This window comes from Pseudomonas sp. IAC-BECa141, assembly GCF_020544405.1.
Classification (GTDB): Bacteria; Pseudomonadota; Gammaproteobacteria; order Pseudomonadales; family Pseudomonadaceae; genus Aquipseudomonas.
This window is the reverse complement of the sequence record NZ_CP065410.1, coordinates 4584915-4610035: the sequence shown is the minus strand read 5'-3', so window position 1 is coordinate 4610035 and position 25121 is coordinate 4584915. Positions and strand designations below refer to the sequence as shown.

Sequence of the window (25121 nt, the reverse complement as noted above, 5' to 3'; positions counted from 1 at the left end):
AGACAAAATTTGACTACGGCTGGCCAGTATTTTGCCAGCATGTTTCGCACGTTGATAGGGCGCAAGCATTGAAGAAAGCATCACGCCTGGCTGAGCGCGCGTGGTTTCTGCAGTTTGGAGAAGGTGCCACTGGCATCGTAGAGCGCGGGAGGCTCGCCGCCGGTGAGGATTTTCAGCTGATTGGCGGTGGCGGCCTGCTGCATGATGATCGACTGGCCGTTCTTGGCGTTGGCTGCCTGGCACTGGGCAATCAGGTCGGTGAGGACGTCGCTCTGGCTGAGCAACTGGTCGCCGATGCTCGACTGACTGGCCAGTTGTTCCAGGCCGGCGCGGTCGAGCGACAGATTGAGACTGGCGAGGATTTCGCTGCGCTTGCGGCCATGCTGTTCGAGCAGAATGATCAATGCCTGTTTGCGCGCCAGAATTTCTTCCAGCAGAGGCATGTCGCGACCGTGCAAGGCGAGGGACTCGGTTTGCAGTAACTCCAGCAATTGTTGAGCTGGAGCAAAGTCGTCGGTGATCAGTTGCAATAAATTAGTGTCGTGCATGGCTGGCCTTGGGTTTTAAGCGTCCAAAAGCCTGGCGCTGACCGAGGCCTAGCGCTGGGCTTCGAAATTAAGCAGTTTGCTGGCTACACGGTTGCTGTCGACCTTGTAGCTGCCATCGGCAATCGCTGCTTTCAACTCGGCCACGCGGGCTTTATCGACGGCAGGCTGATCGCGCAGCTTGTCAGTGACCTTCTGCAACTGTTGAGCCTCATTGCTGAGGTGTACCGATTCCCCGCTTTTTGCGGTACTGGCCTGTTCGGCCGGGGTATTCAGCGGCGCGGAGGTGCCGGTTTCGGCGGTTTCCTTGGCGTTGCTGGTACGTGTACTGCCCGTAAGTGACGAGGAGCTGTTCAAACGGCTGAAATCGATGACCATGTTAAAAACCTCTGGGAATTTGGACGCTTGCCATGTTCTCGGCCATCCCCTGGAAAACTTTAGGCTCATTTAGCAATGAGCTTGCATGCGCCGTTGCAGATCCTGCTGCGGCACAGTTTAGGGAACAGCTCTGGTCAGCGCCAGTTTTCTGCCTGGTTACTCAGGGGCTTTTCAAATATCCGTTCATGCAACCGTTTGCATCGCCGCTCACATGGCCACTTCCACCTGGCCGGGCGCGACGACCTGCGCCTTGATGACCCGTTGGGAGTTGAGGTTTTTCACGCGAATCTGTTCTTTCAGGCCGCCGTTGGCCAGCGCTTCGCCCGGCATTCGGACGGCCAAGGTGCCGCTGCGGGCGGTGATTACCACTTGATCGCCCTTGCGAACCACTTCCGCCTGTTCCAGATGCACCAGGGTAATGACTTGATCGGCTACCGTTGGTCGGGTCAATTTCTGTCCGATGGCTTCATCCACCGACGTCAGGAAACCCTGATTGATCGTACTGACGTCGCGCTCGCGCAAGGTCACGTCCTGAGGTTCGATGATGCCGGCGCGTTTGAGTGGCCGCGTGGTGGTGACAATCTCGCGAAACAGGCGGACTTGAGCGGGCACAAACACCGTCCAGGGGGAGGCGCCTTCGCAGCGGACTTTGACCGTGACACGGCCCAGAGGACGTGCCGGACTCTCCAGCGTCGCTGTCAATTCCTTGTCGCACATAGGCATGCGCATGCGTGGATCAAGCTGCTTGACCTCGATTTCATAACGACCTTCCGTTTGACTGGTAGCCAGATAGTCTTCTACGGTGAATTCAAGAAAGCCCTGAGTGACGCCGATAAGCATGTCAGGCAAGGTAACCGCATCAGCACCGGCAGGGCTGCCAGCGAAAAAAAGGCATACGGCGGACATCGCGCAAAGCCCTCTGCGGAGGGGATATGTCAGGCGTCGGAAAAATGTCGTTTGAGCGTTCATACGAGTTAAAAAGCAAGCGCCGTGCCGTTTAGCAATGAATGTGCGTCGCAACAACACTTGGCGTTGGGGTAGGAGTCTGGGCATGGCTGGTGTAATGGATTCGGTGAACCAGCGCACGCAACTGGTGGGGCAGAATCGCCTGGAGCTGTTGTTGTTCCGTCTCGACGGTCAGCAGCTCTACGGGATCAACGTGTTCAAGGTTCGGGAAGTGCTGCAATGCCCGCAACTGACGCTGATGCCCAAGTCCAGTCCTGTCGTGTGCGGGGTGGCGAATATTCGGGGGGCGACCATTCCGATCCTTGATCTGGCGATGGCGACCGGCTCCGGAGCTTTGAAAGACAAGAACAGTCCGTTCGTGATCATCACGGAATACAACACCAAGACCCAGGGTTTCCTGGTGCGCTCGGTGGAACGCATCGTGAACATGAACTGGGAAGAGATTCATCCGCCGCCCAAGGGCACTGGACGTGATCATTACCTGACCGCTGTGACTCGGGTCGACAATCAGTTAGTCGAAATCATCGACGTCGAGAAGGTGCTGGCGGAAGTTGCGCCGACGCCGGAAGCGATTTCGGTCGGCGTGGTGGATGTCGAGACCCAGAGCAAGGCATTGTCGTTGCGGGTGCTGACGGTCGATGACTCGTCGGTGGCGCGCAAGCAGGTGACGCGTTGCCTGCAGACGGTCGGCGTCGAAGTGGTGGCGTTGAACGACGGCAAGCAGGCGCTGGATTACCTGCGCAAGCTGGTCGACGAGGGCAAGAAGCCGGAAGAAGAGTTCCTGATGATGATCTCCGACATTGAAATGCCGGAGATGGACGGGTACACCCTGACGGCCGAGATTCGCAGCGACCCTCGCATGCAAAAGCTTCATATCATCCTGCATACTTCGTTGTCGGGAGTGTTCAATCAGGCGATGGTCAAGAAAGTCGGTGCCGATGACTTCCTGGCCAAGTTCCGTCCTGATGACCTGGCATCCCGGGTAGTCGACCGGATCAGAGCAGCAGATATCAGCTAAGGGCCTTTTGCCCCTGGCGTTCAACACGATTTAAGAGGCGGCATCATTTGTCTACGGGTAATTTGGATTTCGAACAGTTCCGGGTCTTCCTGGAAAAAGCCTGTGGCATTTTGCTCGGTGAAAACAAGCAGTACCTGGTGTCGAGCCGTCTCAACAAACTGATGGAGCAGCAAGGCATCAAGTCCCTGGGTGAGCTGGTACAGCGCATCCAGACCCAGCCGCGCAGCGGTTTGCGCGAGCAGGTGGTCGATGCCATGACGACCAACGAAACCTTGTGGTTTCGTGACACCTATCCGTTTGAAGTCTTGAAGAACAAGGTGCTGCCCGAGGCGATCAAGGCCGCTCCCAACCAGCGTCTGCGGATCTGGTCGGCGGCCTGCTCGTCGGGTCAGGAACCCTATTCGCTGTCGATGTCGATCGACGAGTTCGAACGAGCCAACATCGGTCAGTTGAAAATGGGCGTGCAGATCGTTGCCACCGATCTGTCCGGCAGCATGCTGACCAACTGCAAGACCGGCGAGTACGACAGTCTGGCGATCGGTCGCGGTCTGTCCGCCGATCGTCTGCAGCGCTACTTCGATCCGAAAGGGCCGGGACGCTGGGTGATCAAGGCGCCGATCAAGAACCGGGTGGAGTTCCGCTCGTTCAACCTGCTGGACAGCTACGCAAGCCTGGGCAAGTTCGACATCGTGTTCTGCCGCAACGTGCTGATCTACTTCTCCGCCGAGGTGAAGAAAGACATTCTGTTGCGCATCCACAGCACGCTGAAGCCGGGCGGTTATCTGTTCCTTGGCGCTTCCGAAGCGCTGAACGGTCTGCCGGATCATTACCAGATGGTTCAGTGCAGCCCGGGGATCATCTACCAGGCGAAGTGATCAAGATCGGCAACACAAGAAACGGGAGTCCTCAGGGGCTCCCGTTTTTTTATGCCTGAAGGTTTTGCCGGGGGCAGGCGGCGGCAGAAAAGCGGCATCTGGCGGAAACCGGTTGCCGCTTTTCTGGCATTGCCGCATTGCCGATCCCCGGCAAAGCCCCGTAATCCGGGGCTTTCTCAAACTGGCACGACGCTTGCTATGACCCTGTTACGAAAAATCCGGTCACCTGAAGGTTCCCGACATGAGCATCAGCTTCGATAAAGCGCTCGGCATTCACGAAAAGGCTCTGGGCTTCCGCGCCCAGCGTGCCGAAGTGCTGGCCAACAACATCGCCAACGCCGACACCCCGAACTACAAGGCGCGGGATCTGGAGTTCTCCAAAGTGCTCGAAGCACAGAGCCAGAAGAACGCCAACGGCACCATCGCCCTGAACATGACCAACAGCCGTCACATCGAAGCTGAAGGCCTGGGCAATGGCGACGAGTCGCTGATGTATCGCACGCCGATGCAGCCGTCGATCGACCAGAACACCGTGGACGCCCAGCTGGAACAGTCGAACTACGCGCAAAACGCTGTCGACTTCCAGGCGAGCTTCACCCTGCTCAACAGCAAGTTCAAAGGGCTGGTGTCAGCCCTGCGCGGAGAATAATCCATGTCCCTGTCCAGCGTTTTCAACATTGCCGGCAGCGGCATGAGCGCCCAGACCACCCGTCTGAACACCGTGGCTTCGAACATCGCCAACGCCGAGACCGTCTCGTCGAGCATCGACCAGACCTACCGTGCCCGTCACCCGGTATTCGCCACCATGTTCCAGGGCGGCCAGAGCGGCGGCAGCAATTCGTTGTTCCAGAACCAGGATGCAGCCGGTCAAGGCGTGCAGGTGCTCGGCGTGGTCGAAGACCAGAGCAACCTCGAAGCGCGCTACGAGCCGAACCATCCGGCGGCCGATGCCAAGGGCTACGTCTACTACCCGAACGTCAACGTGGTGGAAGAAATGGCTGACATGATTTCCGCGAGCCGGTCGTTCCAGACCAACGCCGAGATGATGAACACCGCCAAGACCATGATGCAGAAGGTACTGACCCTCGGTCAGTAATAAGGGGCGACTGCCATGAGTGTTACCGATACCACCAGCAGCCTGACGATGAACGACATACTGGCCAACTCTTCGAAGAAGACCAGTAGCACGACCACCGGCGGCATCGCTTCGGCCACCAACAGCTCGACCGGCGGCCAGGCCCTGGGCAAGGACGCGTTCCTGCAACTGCTGGTTACCCAGCTGAAGAACCAGAACCCGCTCGACCCGCAGGACAACAGCGCGTTCGTTGCCCAGCTGGCGCAGTTCAGCAGCCTTGAGGGGATCACCACCCTCAACAGCACCGTCAGCTCGCTGGCCGGCAACTACAACTCGTCGCAAGCCCTGCAGGCTTCTTCGCTGGTGGGTCGCAACGTGATCGTGCAGACCAACACTGTTCAGCTGGATGACCCGAGCAAAGGCATGACCGGTTCGGTCACCGTTCCGTCGTCGATCGCCGGCGGTACCGTCTCCATCACCGACAGCAGCGGCGCCGTTGTTCGCACCATCGATCTGGGCAGTCGCGCCGCAGGCAATGCGAGCTTCACATGGGACGGCAAGGACAAGGACGGCAACCTGGTGAAAACCGGTACCTACACCGTCAAGGCGAACGCCTCGATCAACGGCACCGCGACCGACCTGGCGACCTACCTGCCAGCCACGGTCACCAGCGTGACGATCAGCCAGACCGGTGGCGAGCTGATGCTCAACCTGTCCGGCAAGGGCACCGTTGCCCTGTCCAAAGTACAAACCATTGGTATATAGAGCCGACTAACCGGCACAAAGGAGTGGAATATGTCTTTCAATATCGGCCTTAGCGGTCTCTATGCAGCCAACAAACAACTGGACGTGACCGGCAACAACATCGCCAACGTCGCGACCGCCGGTTTCAAATCGTCCCGTGCAGAATTCGAAGACGTCTACTCGGCCACTCGCCTGGGCAGCGGCAGCAAGGTCATCGGTAACGGTGTGCGTCTGGCCAACGTTTCCCAGCAGTTCACCCAGGGCGACATCAACAACACCGGCAACGTGCTGGACATGGGCATCAACGGTTCGGGTTTCTTCACTCTGAGCAACAACGGTTCGATCTCCTACACCCGTGCCGGTACGTTCAAGGTCGACAAGGATGGTTTCATCACCAACACCGACTACACCTCGCGTCTGCAAGGCTACGGTGTGGACTCCAACGGCAAGATCATCAACGGTGTGTTGACCGATCTGAAGATCGACACTTCGAACCTGGCACCGAAGTCCACCTCGCTGGTGACCTCGACCATCAACCTGAACTCGACCGCTCCGGTGATCGACGATACTGCGGCGGCAGGCAAATTCGATCCGACCAACACGGCGACCTACACCAAGTCGTTCAGTACGCCGATCTATGACAGCCAGGGCAACCAGCACACCATGGATCAATACATGGTCAAGACCGGTGCCAACACCTGGAAGGTCTACACCTTGGTGGACGGTCGCAACCCGGATGCCACCGGCAGTGATCCGAAAACCACGGCACCGGTGGCCTCGACCATGAGCTTCGACAGCACCGGCAAACTGACTCAGGTCAGCACCCCGGATCCTGCGAACCCTGGTACGCCGATCATCAGCAGCGACCTGAAACTCACTGGCTGGGTGCCGGGTACCGTGACCAACGGTGTATGGACTGCCAACGGCGCTTCGGCAAACCCGGCCGGCATCACCATCTCCATGGCCAAGACCACTCAGTACAACGCTGACACCGCGCGATCGATCCCGACTCAGGATGGCTACGCCACCGGCCAGATCACCAACCTGACCATCGATGGCACCGGTACGCTGTTCGCCAACTTCAGCAACAACCAGAGCAAGGCCATCGGCCAGGTTGCGCTGGCCAGCTTCACCAACGAACAGGGCCTGCAGCCTATCGGCGGTACCAGCTGGAAAGAGACTTTCGCTTCGGGTATCCCGGGCTACGATGCGCCGGAAACCGGTACTTTGGGTTCGGTTGTTTCGAACTCGCTGGAAGAGTCGAACGTTAACCTGACCAATGAGCTGGTTGATCTGATCAAGGGCCAGAGCAACTATCAGGCGAACGCCAAGACCATTTCGACTCAGAGCACTATCATGCAGACCATTATTCAGATGACCTGATTTCTGGTTTTGGCTGGTTAAGGAGCCCCTCTTTTTGAGGGGCTTTTTTTGTCTTGGATTTGGGGGGGATCGTTATTTCAAGCTGGCGCATCTCTTGAGAACAGCTCGTTCAGTTCCCTTTCCCTCAGGAAGAGGGGAGGGCTGAGGGCCGCTTTTGACTTTTTTCGCGGGCAAAAGAAAACCCCCGACAAACCGGAAGTCTGTCGGGGGTTTCTCGGATCAGGCGTTTCGCAACGCCCGATTCAGCTCAACTTATTGGCAAGCTTCGCAATCCGGCTCGTCAATGGCGCAGGCCTTCGGTACTGGAGCCGGGCCGGCAGGGGCTGCCAGGACCGAGTCGTCACCGTGGTTGCCGCCGCTGGATACAGCGTTCAGCTTGCCGGTGTTGATGGTCGACTTCTCGGTGCTGGTCGCGGCCAGGGCACGGAGGTAGTAGGTGGTTTTCAGACCACGGTACCAGGCCATGCGGTAGGTCACGTCCAGCTTCTTGCCCGATGCGCCGGCGATGTACAGGTTCAGCGACTGGGCCTGGTCGATCCACTTCTGACGACGGCTGGCGGCGTCAACGATCCACTTGGTGTCCACTTCGAACGCGGTCGCGTAGAGCTCTTTGAGTTCTTGCGGGATGCGCTCGATCTGCTGAACCGAACCGTCGTAGTACTTCAGGTCGTTGATCATGACCGAGTCCCACAGACCGCGAGCCTTGAGGTCGCGAACCAGGTACGGGTTGATCACGGTGAATTCGCCCGACAGGTTCGATTTCACGTACAGGTTCTGGTAGGTCGGTTCGATCGACTGCGATACGCCGGTAATGTTGGCGATGGTCGCGGTCGGTGCGATGGCCATGATGTTCGAGTTGCGGATGCCTTTCTGTACACGGGCGCGAACCGGTGCCCAGTCCAGGGACTCGGTCAGGTCGACGTCGATGTACTTCTGGCCACGGGCTTCGATCAGGATCTGTTGCGAATCCAGCGGCAGCACGCCTTTGGACCACAGCGAGCCCTGGAACGTCTCGTACGAGCCGCGCTCGTCGGCCAGGTCGCAGGACGCCTGGATCGCGTAGTAGCTGACCGCTTCCATCGACTTGTCGGCGAACTCGACGGCAGCTTCGGAGCCATAAGGGATGTGCTGCAGGTACAGCGCGTCCTGGAAGCCCATAATGCCCAGACCGACCGGACGGTGGCGGAAGTTGGAGTTCTTCGCCTGCGGTACCGAGTAGTAGTTGATGTCGATCACGTTGTCGAGCATGCGCACGGCGACGTCGATGGTGCGCTTGAGCTTGGCGGTGTCCAGCTTGCCGTCGACGATGTGGTTCGGCAGGTTGATCGAGCCCAGGTTGCAGACCGCGATTTCGTCCTTGTTGGTGTTCAAGGTGATCTCGGTGCACAGGTTCGAGCTGTGAACCACGCCGACGTGCTGCTGCGGGCTACGCAGGTTGCACGGGTCTTTGAAAGTCAGCCATGGGTGGCCGGTTTCGAACAGCATCGACAGCATCTTGCGCCACAGGTCTTTGGCCTGGATGGTCTTGAACAGCTTGATCTTGCCCGGGTATTCGGTCAGGGCTTCGTAGTACTCATAGCGCTCTTCGAAGGCCTTGCCGGTCAGGTCGTGCAGGTCCGGTACTTCGGACGGCGAGAACAGGGTCCACTTGCCGTCATCGAAGACGCGCTTCATGAACAGGTCAGGGATCCAGTTGGCGGTGTTCATGTCGTGGGTACGACGACGGTCATCACCGGTGTTCTTGCGCAGCTCGATGAACTCTTCGATGTCCATGTGCCAGGTTTCCAGGTAGGCACACACAGCGCCTTTGCGCTTGCCACCCTGGTTAACGGCGACGGCGGTGTCGTTCACCACTTTCAGGAACGGAACCACGCCTTGGGACTTGCCGTTGGTGCCCTTGATGTACGAACCCAGTGCACGAACCGGCGTCCAGTCGTTGCCCAGGCCACCGGCAAATTTCGACAACATGGCGTTGTCGTGGATGGCGTGATAGATGCCCGACAGGTCATCCGGAACGGTGGTCAGGTAGCAGCTCGACAGCTGTGGACGCAGGGTACCGGCGTTGAACAGGGTCGGAGTCGAAGCCATGTAGTCGAACGAGGACAGCAGGTTGTAGAACTCGATCGCACGGTCTTCTTTCTGCTTCTCTTCGATCGCCAGGCCCATGGCCACGCGCATGAAGAAGATCTGCGGCAGTTCGAAACGCACGCCATCCTTGTGGATGAAGTAGCGGTCGTACAGGGTCTGCAGGCCCAGGTAGGTGAATTGCTGGTCGCGCTCGTGGTTGATCGCCTTGCCCAGTTTTTCCAGGTCGAAGTCGGCCAGCACAGGGTTCAGCAGTTCGAACTCGATACCTTTGGCGACGTAGGCCGGCAGTGCCTTGGCGTACAGGTCGGCCATCTCGTGGTGAGTCGCGCTCTCGGCGACGCCCAGGAAGCCCAGGCCTTCGGCACGCAGGGTGTCCATCAGCAGGCGGGCGGTCACGAACGAGTAGTTCGGCTCACGCTCGACCAGGGTACGCGCGGTCATCACCAGTGCGGTGTTGACGTCGTTCAGGGCCACGCCGTCGTACAGGTTCTTCAGGGTTTCGCGCTGGATCAGGTCGCCGTCGACTTCGGCCAGGCCTTCGCAGGCTTCGGTGACGATGGTGTTCAGGCGGCCCATGTCCAGTGGCGCGAGGGTGCCGTCGGCGCGGGTGATGCGGATCGACGGGTGCGCTTGCACCGGTGCTTCGGCGGTGGTGCGGGTGGCGCGTTCCTTGGAACGGGCGTCGCGGTAGATCACGTAGTCGCGAGCCACTTTCTGCTCGCCGGCACGCATCAGGGCCAGTTCGACCTGGTCCTGGATTTCTTCGATGTGGATGGTGCCGCCCGATGGCATGCGACGCTTGAAGGTCGCGGTGACCTGTTCGGTCAGGCGGGCAACGGTGTCGTGGATTCGCGACGAGGCGGCAGCGGTGCCGCCCTCAACTGCGAGAAACGCTTTGGTGATAGCGACGGTGATCTTGTCATCGGTGTAAGGAACGACAGTGCCATTACGCTTGATCACACGCAGTTGACCTGGCGCGGTGGCTGCCAGATCCGAATTCGAATCGGCGGCCTGCGGCAAGGTGCCCTGCGGGTTCTCGCGAGTTGTGTCGGTTTGCATGGGGGGTGATCTCCACATTCTCTATGTTTGTTTGGGCACCATCATGGTGCTCACCGTTCTGGTCCGAAGCACTACAGCCGACGGGCGTCGGGCATAACAACTTCGGACCAGTAGGAAAAAGGCTAATGAAGCCGCATCCTTGCCGAAGTTTTTGGCCGCGAGCCAAGGCTCGAGCCGAATTACTTCTCGGGTGACAGTAATGACTGCAACACCCGTACCGTTCCAGTCGTTTCCAACCTGAAAAACGGTGCCATCCGCAAGTGCGGTTTGGGCTTTGAAAAACTTGCTTGGTTCAACCGGAAACCAGCAATAAAGCGCTTGAGTTTCAGGTCTGAAATGTGGTTGGGCTCTAAAACGGAAAACCCTATATGTAGGGGCTTCCCTTGCGCCGCGCTACAAGATAATGCGTTTCGAGGGGGCTTGCAACGTACGAGCTGTGGATAAACCTGTGCGTAAATTGTGTAAGAAACCAGGAAAACCCGTGTAGGCCGCGAACCTGCTGAGCTAGACCGTTTGTCACTGTTTTTTCGCCGGGAAAAACGCTTCAGCGGAATTTTGAGGGCGCGAACCCTATCACAAAAATCCGCCTTGTCCGAACGCATTTACCGACTTGTGTTCTGGCTGTACGCCGTTTATACAATCGGCCCGTGCGCACGCATTCTTATCCTCCTGAAGGATGACAAAAAGACGGGAGGACCTTCCTTTATAAGCAGCATCGGCAAGCAGAGGTCACCCGTGGAGCAAGAAGCCTGGCAGGTATTGATAGTCGAGGACGACCAGCGTCTGGCCGAACTGACCCGTGAATACCTGCAAGCCAACGGATTGCGCGTGGAGATCGAAGGCAACGGTGCACTGGCGGCGGCGCGGATCATCAAGGAACAGCCGGACCTGGTAATCCTCGACCTGATGCTGCCCGGCGAAGACGGACTGAGCATTTGCCGCAAGGTCCGTGACCGCTACGACGGGCCGATCCTGATGCTCACCGCGCGCACCGATGACGCCGACCAGATCCTTGGTCTCGACCTCGGCGCCGACGATTACGTGTGCAAACCGGTGCGCCCACGGCTGCTGCTGGCGCGGATCCAGGCGTTGCTGCGACGCAGTGACACACCGGAGCCATCGGCAGGCAATCCGCGTCGTCTGCAATTCGGCCCGCTGGTGGTGGACAACGCGTTGCGCGAAGCCTGGCTCAGTGACAGCGGCATCGAGCTGACCAGTGCCGAATTCGACCTGCTCTGGCTGTTGGTATCCAACGCCGGACGCATCCTGTCCCGGGAAGAAATCTTCACCGCGTTGCGCGGTATCGGCTACGACGGCCAGGACCGCTCGATCGATGTGCGCATCTCGCGCATCCGCCCGAAGATCGGCGACGACCCCGATCACCCGCGCCTGATCAAGACCGTGCGCAGCAAAGGTTATCTGTTCGTGCCGGAAGCCTGCGCAGACCTGCCGCTGTGAATTCGATCTTCCTGCGCATCTATGGCGGCATGTGCGCGGCGCTGATTCTGGTGGCGGTGCTCGGCGTGCTGGCACTGCACCTGCTCAATCAGGTGCGCAGCGAGCAATACCGCGAGCGTCTGGCCCATGGCACGTTTTCGCTGATGGCCGACAACCTGCAACCGATGAACGAAACCGAGCGCCATCGCGCCTTGCTGGTGTGGGAGCGCCTGCTCGGGATTCCGCTGGCGCTGAAGACCTTTGCCCAGACCGACCTCGACCTGACCCAGCGCACTCGGGTGCAGCGCGGGCAGGCGCTGGTCGAACAGACCGGCCCGCACGCGGCCAAGGTCTATCGACTGGTCAGCGACAAGGATCAACTGGTGCTGGTGGGCGAGGTGCAGCAGATCAGCGAGCAACTGGCACGGGCGACCATTTACCTGTTGGCCGATGAACTGGTGCGGGTGCCGGTGGGCGAGCAGCCCAAACGGCTGGCGCAATTGAAGGAAGACAAAGGCTTCGGTTTCGACTTGCGGCTGGTCACCGTCAGCGATGCCGACATGGACGAAGACCAGAGCCGTCGGGTGGCCGAGGGCGATACGGTGATGGCGCTGGGCAAGGGCGGCGATTCGATCCGGGTGTTCGCCGGCATGGTCGGCACGCCGTGGGTGCTGGAAATCGGGCCGCTGTATCAGATGAATCCGTACCCGCCGGAGTGGCTGGTGCTGATCGCCGCCCTCGGCCTGACCCTGATCGGCCTGATCGTCTATTTATTGGTGCGCCAGCTCGAGCGACGTTTGCGCGGGCTCGAAGCCGCCGCCACGCGCATCGCCAAAGGCAGCCTGGAAACCCGCGTACCGGCCCGGGGTGCCGACTCGGTGGGCAAACTCGCAGCGGCTTTCAACGGCATGGCCGAGCACTTGCAGCAGTTGCTCGCCATCCAGCGTGAACTGGTGCGCGCGGTGTCCCACGAATTGCGCACGCCGGTGGCGCGCCTGCGTTTCGGCCTGGAGATGATCGGTTCGGCCACGACCCCGCAGGCGCTGGAAAAATACCGCGAGGGCATGGACCACGACATCGAAGACCTCGACAAACTGGTTGATGAAATGCTCACCTACGCCCGGCTGGAGCAGGGTTCGCCGGCGCTGACGTTCCAGCGCATCGATCTGGATGCACTGGTCAATCAGGTGATCGAAGAGTTGGCGCCTCTGCGCGCCGAGGTCACAGTGCAACGCGGTCTGTGCCTGTCAGCGGCGGATTGCGATGATGCGTGGGTCGAGGCCGAGCCGCGCTACCTGCACCGCGCCTTGCAGAACCTGGTGAGCAACGCCATGCGCCATGCACGTTCGAAGGTCACGGTCAGTTATCAGGTCGGGCAGATGCGCTGTCGGGTGGATGTCGAGGACGACGGACCCGGTGTGCCGGAAACCGCCTGGGAGAAAATTTTCACGCCGTTCCTGCGCCTGGACGACAGCCGAACTCGGGCGTCCGGCGGGCACGGGCTGGGTCTGTCGATCGTGCGGCGGATCATCCACTGGCACGACGGCCGCGCATTGATCGGCAAGAGCAAGAGCTTGGGCGGGGCGTGTTTCAGCCTGAGCTGGCCGAGGAATCAGGAGCGGCGCTGAATCTTGCATTGGTCAAGCTGACCCTTTCGCATACAAGCTCGCTCCTACAGGTCAGCGCGCTTCAGGGTGGGAGCGAGCTTGCTCGCGAAAGGGTGATTCCAAATAAAACAAACCTTCAGGCAGGAATGCTGACCAGACTCAGCAACTGGCCGTCCTGCACGCTGAATTGCGCATCGAGTTCCGTGCCGTTGCGCCATTCGCCGGACAGATCCGTCAGCAACCGCAGCCGCACCTGACCCTGTTCATCCCACTCCAGCATTTCGGCGTGTTCGAAATAGAAGCGCTGCTGCACGATCGGGTACAGCGCCTTGAACAGGCTTTCTTTTACTGAAAAGGTCAGGGTCACCCAAAGCGCGATCTGATCCCGGGAACCGGCGGCCATGCGCTGCATTTCCGGCGGGGTCAGGATCTCTCCGGCCAGTCGCTCGGCGCGTTCGGCGTTGAGCAGGTTTTCCAGGTCCATGCCCAGCCCGCGCCAGTGCTGTTTGTTGGCGACAATCGCCGCCGCACGACCGGTGCTGTGGGTGATCGAGCCGCAGATGTGCGCCGGCCATACCGGTGCACGATCTTCACCGATCGCCGGAACGCTGCTTGTGCCTTCCAGCTGCTGCAACGCCGCCCGGGCGCAAATCCGCCCGGCGAGGAATTCCGCCTGCCGCTTGGCCACCGAACGCTGGATACTCGACGGCGGCTCAATGGCGCTGCGGCGAAAGTCATCGCCGAGCAATTGCGACGGGTCGAAATGGGTGCTCAGAAACGCGGTGTCGGGCAATGCGGTCGGCAGCGGCCAATGGGCATCGAGCGGGGTGCAGCAGGCGGGGAGGAAAGGGTTGGCAGTCATGTCGGGCATTTTGCCGGGTTGTCTTCGGGCTGGATAGTGCCGACATGATCGTTCCCACGCTGTGCGTGGGAACGATCAGCGTTTGAGGGCGATCGGGTTCAGCCGAAAATCTTCTTGAAGAACGCCTGCATGTCCGCCCAGGATTTTTCATCGGCAGCCTTGTTGTAGCCGATATCCGGGCCACCGTGATCGCCGTGGCTCAGGCGATCCGCATCGGGGTTGCTGAAGCCGTGCTTGGCGCCCTCGAGGCTGACAAATTGATAGTCGGCGCCGGCCTTGTCCATTTCCGACTTGAACGCCGTGACGTTGTCCGGGGTGACCATGCTGTCCAGCGCGCCGTGCTCGACGAGGATTTTCGCCTTCACGCTGCCCGGCGCAGCTGGCGTCTTGGTGGCCAGCGCTCCGTGGAAACTCACCACGCCGGCCAGCGGCACACCCTGACGCGCCGCATTCAGCACCACGCCACCGCCGAAGCAGTAACCGATGGCGGCGATTTTATCCTTGTCGGTCTGCGGCTGTTTCTTCAACAGATCCAGCCCGGCCTGAAAGCGCTTGCTGGCCGCATCGGCGTTTTGCGTGGCGGCTTGCATGAAGGCCATCGCGTCTTTCGGGTGCTCGGTGTTCTTGCCCTCACCGTACATGTCGATGGCCAGCGCGCTGTAGCCAAGCCCGGCGAGATCCCGGGCGCGGCGCTTGGCGTAGTCGTTCAGTCCCCACCATTCATGCACCACCACCACGCCGGGGCTCGGGCCCTTGATCGCGTCGTCGTAGGCGTAATAACCGATCAGCTTTGTGCCGTCGGCACTCTGATAGGGGATTTCCTCGGTCTTGATCGCAGCCTGGCTGAGGCCGCTGAAGACGAGCAGGGCGAGGGTCAATAGCAGGCGCATGATCGGGTCTCCGGACAATAAAGGGTCAAAACAGCCTAGTTCATTTCATTCAGGCCAGGTTCAGAGAGCGTTCAGGGGCGGTACAGGGGAGGGTCAGTAACCTTGCGCCATACCCGAAGAGCACAACTGAGAGGAACACTCAATGACTCGTTTGAACAAACTGCTGCTGGCTTTCACTGTCATGAGCGCAAGCATTGCCGCCCATGCCGACACCACCACCAACTTCGCCGGCCTGACCTTTGGCCAGACCAGCGACAAGATCAAGAAATCCAACGCCCTGAACGACAACCTCGGCCACCCGGATGCCACCGCGGCCATCGACGGCAACAACACCTACGGCCTGCGCCTGGGTCAGCAAAACAGCCAGGGTCGCTACTACGCCACCTACGACAACGTGTCCGGCTCGCACAATGGCATTAAACTGCGCCAGGAAAACCTGCTGGGCAGCTACGATCTGTTCTACCCGGTGGGCGGCAGCACCAAGCTGTTCGGCGGTGCGACCGCGGGCCTGACCAAGCTGACCCAGGATTCGCCGGGCTACAGCCGCGACAGCGACATCGGTTACGCCGTCGGCGGCCAGTTCGGTGTGCTGCAGCAAGTCTCGCAGAACACCTCGGTCGAACTCGGTTACCGTTACCTGCGCAGCAACGCCAGCACCGAGATGAAAGAGAGCGGCGGCAGCAAGCAAGGCTCGCTGGATTTGACCAGCAGCGCCCAGACTTACCTGTCGGCCAACTACGCTTTCTAAGCGATTGGCGTCAGGCCCGCGCCGGGTCGTCCTTCGAGGGGCGACCCGGCGCAGCCATGTGAGGCGAAAGCCTTTGGAGTTGTCGATTTACCCGGGAGAGCGTCATGAAACTGTTGGTCGTCGAAGATGAAGCGCTGTTGCGCCATCACCTGCAAACCCGCCTGACGGAGAGTGGTCACGTGGTCGAGTCCGTGGCCAACGCCGAAGAGGCGTTGTACCAGACCGGGCAATTCAACTTTGACCTGGCGGTAATCGACCTCGGCCTGCCGGGCATGGGCGGGCTCGACCTGATCCGCCAGTTGCGCTCGGGCGGCAAGACCTTTCCGATCCTGATTCTCACCGCGCGCGGCAACTGGCAGGACAAGGTCGAAGGCCTGGCCGCCGGCGCCGACGATTACGTGGTCAAGCCGTTCCAGTTCGAAGAACTCGAAGCGCGGCTCAATGCGTTGCTGCGTCGCTCCAGCGGTTTCACCCAGTCGACCATCATCGCCGGCCCGCTGTTGCTGGATCTGAATCGCAAGCAGGCAACTCTCGACGAGCAACCGCTGGCGCTGACCGCCTACGAATACCGGATCCTCGAATACCTCATGCGCCATCACCAGCAGGTGGTGCCCAAGGATCGGCTGATGGAGCAGTTGTACCCGGATGACGACGAGCGCGATCCGAACGTGATCGAAGTGCTGGTCGGCCGTCTGCGCCGCAAGCTCGAAGGCCCGGCCGGGTTCAAGCCGATCGATACCGTGCGCGGCCTCGGTTACCTGTTCAATGAGCGCTGCACTTGATCCGTTCCCTTCGCGTCCGGCTGATGCTCGCCGCCACCACCCTGGCGGTGTTGTTCATGCTCGCGTTGCTCCCGGCAATGCAGGGCGCGTTCAGCCTGGCGTTGCAGGACTCGATCGAGCAGCGGCTGGCGTCCGACGTCACTACGCTGATCTCCGCCGCGCGGGTTGAAAACAACCGCTTGATGATGCCGGCACAGTTGCCCGACGAGCGCTTCAACCTTACGGACAATCGCCTGCTCGGCTACATCTATGACCGCGAAGGGCATCTGGTCTGGCGTTCGAAGGGCACACAGGAAGAGAAGATCAACTACACGCCGCGCTACGACGGCCTCGGCAACGAGTTCGCGCGGATCCGCGAGGCCAACGGTCAGGAATTCTTCGTCTACGACGTTGAGGTCAAACTGCTCGGCGGCAAGAGCGCGGCCTTCAGTATCGTGGCCCTGCAACCGGTGCGCGAATACGAAACCACCCTCGAAGGTCTGCGGGAAAATCTCTACCTCGGTTTTGGTGCGGCGCTGTTGGTGCTGCTCGCCTTGCTGTGGATCGGCCTGACCTGGGGCCTGAAAGCCTTGCGCCGGCTCAGTCAGGAACTCGACGAAATCGAGGGCGGAACCCTCGAAAGCCTCAGCGAACAGCACCCGCGCGAACTGCTGCGCCTGACCGGTTCCCTCAACCGCCTGCTGCACAGCGAACGCCAGCAGCGCAGCCGTTACCGCGACTCCCTCGACGATCTGGCCCACAGTCTGAAAACCCCGCTGGCGGTGTTGCAAGGCGTCAGCGAAGACATGGCCCAGCGCCCCGAAGACCGCGATCAGGCCTGGGTGCTGCAAACCCAGATCGAACGCATGAGCCAGCAGATCGGCTACCAGTTGCAGCGCGCCAGCCTGCGCAAAAGCGGTCTGGTGCGCCATCAGGTGCGCCTGCGCCCGGTGCTGCAAAGCCTGTGCGACACGCTGGACAAGGTCTACCGCGACAAACACGTGCGCGTTGCCTTCGATCTGCCGGAGCACTGTTATGTGCCGATCGAGCAGGGCGCCTTGCTGGAAATGCTCGGCAACCTGCTGGAAAACGCCTATCGCCTGTGCCTGGGCGAAGTGCGCGTCAGTGTGCGTGAAAGCCATTCCGGAAGCGAACTGTGCATCGAAGACGACGGCCCCGGCGTACCACCGGATCAGCGCGCAAGGATTCTCGAACGCGGCGAGCGTCTGGACCGTCAGCATCCGGGGCAGGGGATCGGGCTGGCGGTGGTCAAGGACATCATCGAGAGCTACAACGCCAAGCTGACGCTGGGGGACTCGCCGATGGGCGGGGCGGCGTTCAGGATTCATTTTCCGGCGGTGTGACGGCTTACTGCTCCTGCGCCCGATAAGCCCCCGGCGTCAGCCCTGTCCATTTCTTGAACGCCCGATGAAACGCCGACGGCTCGGAAAACCCGAGCTGTTCGGCGATCTGTTGCAACGACAGATCCGCCCGCCCGAGGTGATAAATCGCGATGTCCCGCCGCAACTGATCCTTCAATTCCTGAAAACTGGTGCCTTCTTCGCGTAGGTGCCGGCGCAGGGTTTGCGGGCTGATGTGCAGGTGCGCCGCCACCGCTTCGAGGTCCGGCCAGCGTGCGCTGTCGTGGCTGAGCAAGCGCCGCAGCCGGCTGCTCAGGCTGTTGCCGTCGTCCGGGCGGGACAGCAGGTCGGCGGGGGAGCGTTCGAGGAAATGCTTGAGGGTGCGTTCATCCTGCAACAGCGGCATTTGCAGATAACGGCTGTGAAACACCAGGCTGCTTTGCGCTGCCGAAAATTCCAGCGGACAGGAAAACAGCAGATCGTATTCCGCCCCGTGCGCCGGTTTCGGGTAGCTGAAACTGGCCTGCTCCAGGCGAATCCGCTGGCCGATCAGCCAACTGCCCAGGCGATGCCAGATCACCAGCAGGCTCTCGCTGAGAAAGTGATCCGGATCCCACAATTGCGCATCGTCGAGGCTCAGGCGCACCCATTCGTCTTCACGGCTCAGGGTCAGGCGCGGGGCTTCGGGGAATAGGCTATAAAACAATAAGCCGCGTTGCAGAGCCTTCTCCAGGCTGCGGCAATGAATGATGGCGTGGCACATCATGGCGAAGCTGCCGGGTTTGCTCGGCGCGTTGCCGAAACCCAGGTATTCGTCGTCCAGGGCCAGCCAAAGGTTCTGGATCAGTTGGGTGAATTGCTCCGGGGCGATCCGCGCGCGCGGCTCGTCGAGCAGTTCGGGGCTGATGCCCAGTTGCTGCAGCAGGTCCGAATAGTCGTAACCCGAGCGCCGTGCGCCACCGAGGGCGGCGCGGGCGAAATGACTGGCGATGGTGCGTTCGCGCATGAGCGGCAGATCCTTCCTCTGGCGACCGATGGTAGCGGCTGCCTTTGATCGGTAACAAGGCGGATTTCCGCCAAATTGTAGGACGAGGTCGGGCGAGTTGGCGGAAATCCGCCACACTTGAGTCACCGAACGGTGACACAAAAAAACCTGTATCCCCTGATATCAAAAGGCTTGCAGCGATTTGCACCAAAGTGGCACGACGTTTGCGATAAGAGCGACAGAAGCGTGCGCCGAGCCGGTCCGGGAAGCGCCGTTCGACACAACAAATCCCTCCAGTGCAGGAGGGTTCGCAATTCAAGTGTCGCGTACAACAGATGGATGTTGCCGCGCGGGACTCTTGAGGAACTTTGCAATGACGACTCGTCAGCCACTGTACAAATCCCTGTATTTCCAGGTGATCGTCGCAATCTGTATCGGTATCGCGCTCGGCCACTACTACCCGCAGTTCGGCGTGGCCGTAAAGCCGCTGGGTGACGGGTTCATCAAACTGATCAAAATGATCATCGCCCCGATCATCTTCTGCACCGTGGTCAGCGGCATCGCTGGCATGCAAAGCATGAAATCGGTCGGCAAGACCGGCGGTTATGCACTCCTGTATTTCGAGATCGTTTCGACCATCGCCCTGCTGGTCGGTCTGATCGTGGTCAATATCGTGCAACCGGGCAACGGCATGCACGTCGATGTCAGCACGCTGGACGCCTCCAAAGTGGCGACCTATGTGCAACAAGGTGCTGACCAGAGCGTCGTCGGCTTCCTGCTCAACGTAATCCCGAACACCATCGTCGGCGCGTTCGCCACCGGTGACATCCTGCAAGTGCTGATGTTCTCGGTGATCTTCGGTTTTGCCCTGCACCGCCTGGGCGCCTACGGCAAGCCGATCCTGGACTTCATCGATCGCTTCGCCCATGTGATGTTCAACATCATCAACATGATCATGAAGCTCGCGCCGATCGGTGCCTTTGGTGCGATGGCGTTCACCATCGGTGCCTATGGTGTCGGTTCGCTGGTGCAGCTGGGTCAACTGATGGCCTGCTTCTACATCACCTGCCTGGCGTTCATCCTGATCGTGCTGGGTGGCATCGCCCGCATGCACGGTTTCAGCGTGCTGAAGATGATCCGCTACATCCGTGAAGAACTGCTGATCGTGCTGGGTACTTCCTCTTCGGAATCGGTACTGCCACGCATGTTGATCAAGATGGAGCGTCTGGGCGCGAAGAAATCGGTAGTGGGTCTGGTGATCCCGACCGGTTACTCGTTCAACCTCGACGGTACCGCGATCTACCTGACCATGGCGGCCGTGTTCATCGCTCAGGCGACCGACACCCACATGGACATCACTCACCAGATCACGCTGCTGGTGGTGTTGCTGCTGTCCTCCAAAGGCGCAGCCGGTGTGACCGGTTCTGGCTTCATCGTACTGGCGGCCACTCTTTCGGCGGTAGGTCACCTGCCGGTGGCCGGTCTGGCGCTGATCCTGGGTATCGACCGCTTCATGTCCGAAGCCCGCGCCCTGACCAACCTGGTCGGCAACGCCGTTGCCACCATCGTTGTGGCCAAGTGGGTCAAGGAACTGGACACCGACGTGCTGGATGCCGAGCTGGCGTCGGGCGGTCGCGGTATCGCCGATACCCGGCCTGAAGATGACTTGGGCGTGGCCGAAGGCCCGACCCCGAGCAATGTGAAGTAAGCATCGCTTGCCTGGAAAAACCCGCTTCGGCGGGTTTTTTCTTGTCTGCTGTTTGAGCGCAACGGTCAGCGCAACTGATGGATCCGGTAATTGCCCCATCGCCGATGGCTGCCTAGGCTGCATGCATCGTTGATGGAGATCGCCCATGTCTGCACCGCTGGCCTCACTGAAGATTCTGGATTTCTCGACCCTGCTGCCGGGGCCTTTCGCCTCGCTGCTGCTGGCGGACATGGGCGCCGACGTGCTGCGCATCGAATCGCCGACCCGCCTCGACCTGGTGCGGGTCTTGCCGCCCCACGATCACGGCGTCTCTGCCAGTCACGCTTATCTCAATCGCAACAAGCGCAGCCTGGCGTTGGATCTCAAGCAGCCCGAGGCGCTTGAGCTGGTCAAGCAGTTGCTGGCGGATTACGACATCGTGCTGGAGCAGTTCCGTCCCGGTGTGATGGAGCGGCTGGGGCTGGGTTACGAAGCGTTGAAGGCGATCAATCCGAAGCTGATTTATGTGTCGATCACCGGTTACGGCCAGACCGGGCCGTACAAGGATCGCGCCGGCCACGACATCAACTATCTGGCCCTGGCCGGGCTCTCCAGCTACACCGGGCGCGCCGACAGCGGGCCGTTGCCGCTGGGCATGCAGGTGGCGGATGTCGCGGGTGGCTCGCTGCACGGGGTGATCGGCTTGTTGGCGGCGGTGATTTCCCGCCAGCAGACCGGGCAGGGCACCCATCTGGACGTGAGCATGACCGACTGTGCATTCAGCCTCAACGCCATGGCCGGTGCCGGGTATCTGGCGTGCGGCGAGGAGCCGGGCTGGGAAGAACAGATGCTCAATGGCGGCAGTTTCTACGATTACTACCGCTCCCGCGACGGGCGCTGGATGTCGGTGGGCAGTCTGGAGCCAGCCTTCATGCAGCAACTGTGCGCGGCACTGGGCCGGCCTGAGTTGGCGGCGCAAGGCTTGTCACCCAAGCCTGAGCAACAACGCGCGCTGAAGGACGCCTTGAAGGTCGAGTTCGAAAAGCATGATTTTGCCGAACTGTGCGAGCTGTTCGCCGGCATTGATGCCTGCGTCGAACCGGTGTTGAACCTTGGCGAGGCGGTGCAGCATCCGCAATTACAGGCCCGGGAACTGGTGACGCAGGTGCCCCGTGGCGATGGTTCGACGCAGGCGCAGATCGCTTGCCCGCTGAAGTTCTCTGAAGCATTGCCGGCGCCGCGACATGTCGGCGCGGCGCTGGGGCAGCATACGGATCAGGTGTTGGGGGAGTTGGGGTTGAGCCCAGAGCGGATTGCCGAATTACGTGCTGCGAAAGTGGTTTTGTAGCTCGTTCCCACGCTCTGCGTGGGAACGCCGCCATGGACGCTCCGCGTCCACTGTGACGCAGTGCGTGGGAACGAGGTGGGGACTTACTCGACTCGCGTCTCGCCACTGAACACCAGCGTGTTGCGACAGCGCCGGCACAAATAGCGCCGACCTTGCCTGACCAGGCTATGACGCTGCGCCGAAAACGGAAAATCGCTATCCGCGCACGGGCATTTATAGATGTAGCGGGTAACGCTGCGGCGCTTGACTTCATAGGTATGGCAGCGATCCGGCGGCAACTCATAGACCCCGCGCATGATCAGTTGCCACTCCTCGCCATGGGGCTGGATGCGGTCGCCGAACAGTTGATGGGCGATCAGGTGTGCGACTTCGTGGGCCACGGTCTGCTTGAGGAAGTGTTCGGTGTTTTCCCGGTACAGCTGCGGATTGAAGCGCAGCAGATTCTCGTGCAAATGCGCGACCCCGGCTTTTTGCCCGCGCAGCTTGAGGCTCACCACGGGGCGTTTGAAAGGACGTTTGAAAAAGGATTCAGCGAGTTGGAAACAGTCTTCGACGCGGGTATTGAGTTGCTCGGGCATGCTTGATGGATCTCCAGAGGTTTGGAGTATGCCGCAACCGTCCGGTCTTGCGCATCGCCAGACTGCCGAATGGTCGCAACGTCTCTTTCAGGCATGAGAAGGCCGCCTTGCGGCGGCCTGTGTTGGCGGATCTTGTTCTTTTCGGCGTTGCAGCCAGCCAGTTGGTGGCTCTCTAATTGGTATAGACAGGCCCCACGCCCAGTCCCCAGACAATCACGGTAAACGCCATGATGGCGACCAGCACCACCAGACCCACCGCCAGCACCGAGCTGGAAAACAGGAAGCCCTCGTCGGACGGAATGTTCATGAAGGTCGGCAGCCCCACATACAACAGGTAGACCGTGTAGCAGATAGCCGCCGTGCCGACGATCATCCCCAGCCACATGTGCGGATACAGCGCCGCCAGCCCGCCGACGAACAACGGTGTCGCGGTGTAGGTGGCAAATGCCACGCAACGGGCCAGGCTCGGGTTGGCGTCATAAGTGCGGGCCATCCAGTGCACAAAGGCACCCATGACCGCGACCCCGCCGAGCATCGCCAGGTACGACATGATCGTCATCCACAACGCGCTTTCGACGGTGAGCATCACCGGTGCGCGGTTGCCGATCACCCAGCCGACCTGAGTGGTGCCGATAAATGCCGAAACAGCGGGGATCGCCGCCAGAATCAGCGTGTGCGTCAGGTACATGTGGCTGATGCTTTCCTCTTGGTCGCCACGGATTTCCTTCCATTCCTGATCGGGGTGGGTAAAAAGTCCCACTACGTGATGGATCATGCCAGTCACTCCTCTCGTTATTGCCATCGCCCCCCAGCGGAGCGCGTACGGGCCAATGCGGCCGAGCAAATACAGGTCTTCAGATTGTGTGCGACCTTATGTCGCAGTATAGAAAGGTCTTAACCGCACAGGTGGTAGGGGCTTAGAGCAAATCGCGCTGTAAAACCTCGGGGTAATCGCGTCGAGGTCTGTGCGAGCGGGCATTCGAGGGGGCGACAACCTGTGGCCACAACCTCGGTCTTTTTGCGTAAAATGCCCGCCTTTCGTCACACCTCACGGATTTCGCGTCATGGGCACTCTTACGGTCAACCAGAACAAACTGCAAAAGCGCCTGCGCCGCCTGGCCGGCGAAGCCGTCACCGACTTCAACATGATCGAGGACGGCGACAAGGTCATGGTCTGCCTGTCCGGGGGCAAGGACAGCTACACCATGCTCGACGTGCTGATGCACCTGCAGAAGGTTGCACCGATCAAGTTCGAGATCGTCGCCGTGAACATGGACCAGAAGCAGCCGGGTTTCCCCGAACACGTGCTGCCGGCCTACCTGAAAGAACTGGGCATCGAGTACCACATCGTCGAGAAGGACACCTACTCGGTGGTCAAGGAGCTGATCCCGGAAGGCAAGACCACCTGCTCGCTATGCTCGCGCCTGCGTCGCGGCACGCTGTACACCTTCGCCGACGAAATCGGCGCGACCAAGATGGCCCTCGGTCATCACCGCGACGATATCGTCGAGACGTTCTTCCTCAACATGTTCTTCAACGGCAGCCTCAAGGCCATGCCGCCGAAGCTGCGCGCCGACGACGGCCGCAACGTGGTAATCCGTCCGCTGGCCTACTGCAACGAGAAAGACATCCAGGCCTACTCGGACTTCAAGCAATTCCCGATCATCCCGTGCAACCTCTGCGGTTCTCAGGAAAACCTGCAACGTCAGGTGGTCAAGGAAATGCTGGTGGACTGGGAGCGCAAGACCCCGGGCCGCACCGAGAGCATTTTCCGCAGCCTGCAGAACGTGATCCCTTCGCAGCTGGCTGACCGCAATCTGTTTGACTTCACCAGCCTGAAGATTGATGAAACCGCCGCTTCGCGATTCGTTAACGTCGTAAACCTGTAAACACCGTCACTGTGGGAGCGAGCTTGCTCGCGAAAGCGTCGTGTCAGCCGGCATCAACACTGGATGACACACCGCAATCGTCGGATCGCCACCCGGAACAAGCTCGCTCCCACATTGGTTTTTCGTTTCATCAAAAGGAGAGGGCATGCGCGACTACAAGTGGCTGCACGAATACTGTCTGAACCGCTTCGGTTCGGCGGCTGAACTGGAAGCCCATCTGCCTGTTCCCAAGACCCCGACGCAACTGCGCAAGATCAGCGACGACCGCTATCTCTCGACCATGGCCCTGCGGGTGTTCCGCGCCGGGCTCAAGCACAGCCTGGTGGACGCCAAATGGCCGGCCTTCGAAGAAGTGTTCTTCAAGTTCGACCCGGAAAAAGTCGTGCTGATGAGCGCCGAACACCTTGAGCGCTTGATGCAGGACGCGCGGATCATCCGCCACCTGGGCAAACTCAAAAGCGTACCGCGCAATGCGCAGTTCATTCTGGACGTCGAGAAAGAGAAGGGCAGTTTCGGTGCGTTGCTCGCCGACTGGCCGGTGACCGACATCGTCGGTTTATGGACGTACCTGAAAAAGCATGGCAGTCAATTGGGCGGCCTGTCGGCGCCACGCTTCTTGCGGATGGTCGGCAAGGATACCTTCGTGCCGAGCTACGACGTGGTGGCGGCGTTGAACGCACAGAAGATCGTCGACAAGGTGCCGAGCAGTCTGCGGGATCTGGCGACGGTGCAGAACGCATTCAACCAGTGGCATGAAGAGAGCGGTGGACGGCCGATGAGCCAGATTTCGATGATGCTGGCGTACACCGTCAACCATTGAGTTCAAAGCGATCGTTC

24 protein-coding genes are annotated in these 25121 nt (G+C 60.3%); 15 read left to right on the top strand and 9 right to left on the bottom strand.

All coding sequences use genetic code 11. The annotated features are described in order from the left end of the window. Positions 1–80 precede the first annotated feature (80 nt). The 3 genes from I5961_RS21100 to flgA form a co-directional block, all read right to left on the bottom strand. A complete protein-coding gene (locus tag I5961_RS21100) occupies positions 81–548 on the bottom strand; it encodes a flagella synthesis protein FlgN (protein ID WP_085683591.1) in 468 nt (155 codons plus the stop codon). 48 nt (positions 549–596) lie between these two features. Further along, entirely contained in the window at positions 597–923 is a 327-nt protein-coding gene (gene flgM, locus I5961_RS21095; protein WP_007960324.1) for a flagellar biosynthesis anti-sigma factor FlgM, read from the bottom strand. Positions 924–1130: 207 nt separating this feature from the next. After that, positions 1131–1892: a flagellar basal body P-ring formation chaperone FlgA gene (gene flgA, locus I5961_RS21090; RefSeq protein WP_227235625.1), complete on the bottom strand. Its 762-nt coding sequence runs from the start codon at positions 1890–1892 to the stop codon at positions 1131–1133. A gap of 82 nt (positions 1893–1974) precedes the next feature. Between flgA and I5961_RS21085 the strand changes: the two genes are divergently transcribed. From I5961_RS21085 to flgE, 6 genes are all read left to right on the top strand, one after another. Beyond that, a complete protein-coding gene (locus I5961_RS21085) occupies positions 1975–2907 on the top strand; it encodes a chemotaxis protein CheV (RefSeq protein ID WP_085697066.1) in 933 nt (310 codons plus the stop codon). A 47-nt stretch (positions 2908–2954) separates the two neighbouring features. Further along, a complete protein-coding gene (gene cheR / locus I5961_RS21080; RefSeq protein WP_085697065.1) occupies positions 2955–3782 on the top strand; it encodes a protein-glutamate O-methyltransferase CheR in 828 nt (275 codons plus the stop codon). Positions 3783–4023: 241 nt separating this feature from the next. Next, positions 4024–4431, top strand: coding sequence for a flagellar basal body rod protein FlgB (gene flgB, locus I5961_RS21075; protein ID WP_085697064.1), 408 nt, complete (start codon positions 4024–4026; stop codon positions 4429–4431). 3 nt (positions 4432–4434) lie between these two features. Continuing rightward, complete coding sequence (gene flgC, locus I5961_RS21070) at positions 4435–4878, top strand: flagellar basal body rod protein FlgC (RefSeq protein WP_054593596.1); 444 nt, start codon at positions 4435–4437, stop codon at positions 4876–4878. Between the two features lie 15 nt (positions 4879–4893). Next, positions 4894–5622: a flagellar hook assembly protein FlgD gene (gene flgD, locus I5961_RS21065; protein WP_085697063.1), complete on the top strand. Its 729-nt coding sequence runs from the start codon at positions 4894–4896 to the stop codon at positions 5620–5622. Between the two features lie 30 nt (positions 5623–5652). Continuing rightward, the gene (gene flgE / locus I5961_RS21060; protein ID WP_085697062.1) at positions 5653–6984 is read left to right on the top strand and encodes a flagellar hook protein FlgE; all 1332 of its coding nucleotides are present in this window, start codon (positions 5653–5655) and stop codon (positions 6982–6984) included. A 252-nt stretch (positions 6985–7236) separates the two neighbouring features. Here the strand turns inward: flgE and I5961_RS21055 are convergent, their stop codons facing one another. After that, the gene (locus I5961_RS21055; protein WP_085697061.1) at positions 7237–10131 is read right to left on the bottom strand and encodes a ribonucleoside-diphosphate reductase subunit alpha; all 2895 of its coding nucleotides are present in this window, start codon (positions 10129–10131) and stop codon (positions 7237–7239) included. Between the two features lie 735 nt (positions 10132–10866). Between I5961_RS21055 and I5961_RS21050 the strand changes: the two genes are divergently transcribed. Both I5961_RS21050 and I5961_RS21045 read left to right on the top strand, forming a co-directional pair. Continuing rightward, positions 10867–11589: a response regulator gene (locus tag I5961_RS21050; RefSeq protein WP_085697060.1), complete on the top strand. Its 723-nt coding sequence runs from the start codon at positions 10867–10869 to the stop codon at positions 11587–11589. Then, a complete protein-coding gene (locus I5961_RS21045; RefSeq protein ID WP_085697059.1) occupies positions 11586–13196 on the top strand; it encodes an ATP-binding protein in 1611 nt (536 codons plus the stop codon). The genes I5961_RS21050 and I5961_RS21045 overlap by 4 nt, the downstream gene beginning before the upstream one ends. 115 nt (positions 13197–13311) lie before the next feature. Here the strand turns inward: I5961_RS21045 and I5961_RS21040 are convergent, their stop codons facing one another. Together I5961_RS21040 and I5961_RS21035 are read right to left on the bottom strand one after the other, a co-directional pair. Then, positions 13312–14037 (bottom strand): 4'-phosphopantetheinyl transferase family protein, encoded by a 726-nt coding sequence (locus tag I5961_RS21040; RefSeq protein ID WP_227233247.1) that lies wholly within the window; start codon positions 14035–14037, stop codon positions 13312–13314. Between the two features lie 98 nt (positions 14038–14135). Continuing rightward, positions 14136–14927 (bottom strand): dienelactone hydrolase family protein, encoded by a 792-nt coding sequence (locus I5961_RS21035; protein WP_227233246.1) that lies wholly within the window; start codon positions 14925–14927, stop codon positions 14136–14138. Between the two features lie 142 nt (positions 14928–15069). On the opposite strand from I5961_RS21035, the gene I5961_RS21030 reads away from it, so the two are divergent. The 3 genes from I5961_RS21030 to I5961_RS21020 all read left to right on the top strand — a co-directional run bounded on the left by I5961_RS21030 (position 15070) and on the right by I5961_RS21020 (position 17800). Then, complete coding sequence (locus I5961_RS21030; protein WP_085683581.1) at positions 15070–15675, top strand: hypothetical protein; 606 nt, start codon at positions 15070–15072, stop codon at positions 15673–15675. A gap of 104 nt (positions 15676–15779) precedes the next feature. Next, complete coding sequence (locus tag I5961_RS21025; RefSeq protein WP_085683580.1) at positions 15780–16457, top strand: response regulator transcription factor; 678 nt, start codon at positions 15780–15782, stop codon at positions 16455–16457. After that, positions 16454–17800, top strand: coding sequence for an ATP-binding protein (locus I5961_RS21020; protein ID WP_085697056.1), 1347 nt, complete (start codon positions 16454–16456; stop codon positions 17798–17800). Before I5961_RS21025 ends, I5961_RS21020 begins: the two co-directional genes overlap by 4 nt. 4 nt (positions 17801–17804) lie before the next feature. Here I5961_RS21020 and I5961_RS21015 read toward each other — a convergent pair whose 3' ends face one another. Then, positions 17805–18803 carry an AraC family transcriptional regulator gene (locus tag I5961_RS21015; RefSeq protein WP_085697055.1) on the bottom strand — a complete coding sequence of 333 codons (999 nt, stop codon included), beginning with the start codon at positions 18801–18803 and terminating at the stop codon, positions 17805–17807. Positions 18804–19155: 352 nt separating this feature from the next. Between I5961_RS21015 and I5961_RS21010 the strand changes: the two genes are divergently transcribed. Both I5961_RS21010 and I5961_RS21005 read left to right on the top strand, forming a co-directional pair. Then, positions 19156–20490, top strand: a complete 1335-nt coding sequence (locus tag I5961_RS21010) for a dicarboxylate/amino acid:cation symporter (protein ID WP_085697054.1) — start codon at positions 19156–19158, stop codon at positions 20488–20490. Positions 20491–20635: 145 nt separating this feature from the next. Continuing rightward, positions 20636–21817: a CaiB/BaiF CoA transferase family protein gene (locus I5961_RS21005; protein WP_085697053.1), complete on the top strand. Its 1182-nt coding sequence runs from the start codon at positions 20636–20638 to the stop codon at positions 21815–21817. 83 nt (positions 21818–21900) lie between these two features. Here the strand turns inward: I5961_RS21005 and I5961_RS21000 are convergent, their stop codons facing one another. Both I5961_RS21000 and I5961_RS20995 read right to left on the bottom strand, forming a co-directional pair. Beyond that, positions 21901–22395 carry a SprT family zinc-dependent metalloprotease gene (locus I5961_RS21000; protein ID WP_085697052.1) on the bottom strand — a complete coding sequence of 165 codons (495 nt, stop codon included), beginning with the start codon at positions 22393–22395 and terminating at the stop codon, positions 21901–21903. Positions 22396–22567: 172 nt separating this feature from the next. After that, a complete protein-coding gene (locus tag I5961_RS20995) occupies positions 22568–23170 on the bottom strand; it encodes a Yip1 family protein (protein WP_007957761.1) in 603 nt (200 codons plus the stop codon). A gap of 289 nt (positions 23171–23459) precedes the next feature. Here I5961_RS20995 and ttcA point away from each other — a divergent pair, with 289 nt between their 5' ends. Next, positions 23460–24284 (top strand): tRNA 2-thiocytidine(32) synthetase TtcA, encoded by an 825-nt coding sequence (gene ttcA / locus I5961_RS20990; protein ID WP_064598661.1) that lies wholly within the window; start codon positions 23460–23462, stop codon positions 24282–24284. 145 nt (positions 24285–24429) lie between these two features. After that, the gene (locus I5961_RS20985) at positions 24430–25104 is read left to right on the top strand and encodes a DNA-3-methyladenine glycosylase I (RefSeq protein ID WP_085697051.1); all 675 of its coding nucleotides are present in this window, start codon (positions 24430–24432) and stop codon (positions 25102–25104) included. Positions 25105–25121: the final 17 nt, after the last annotated feature.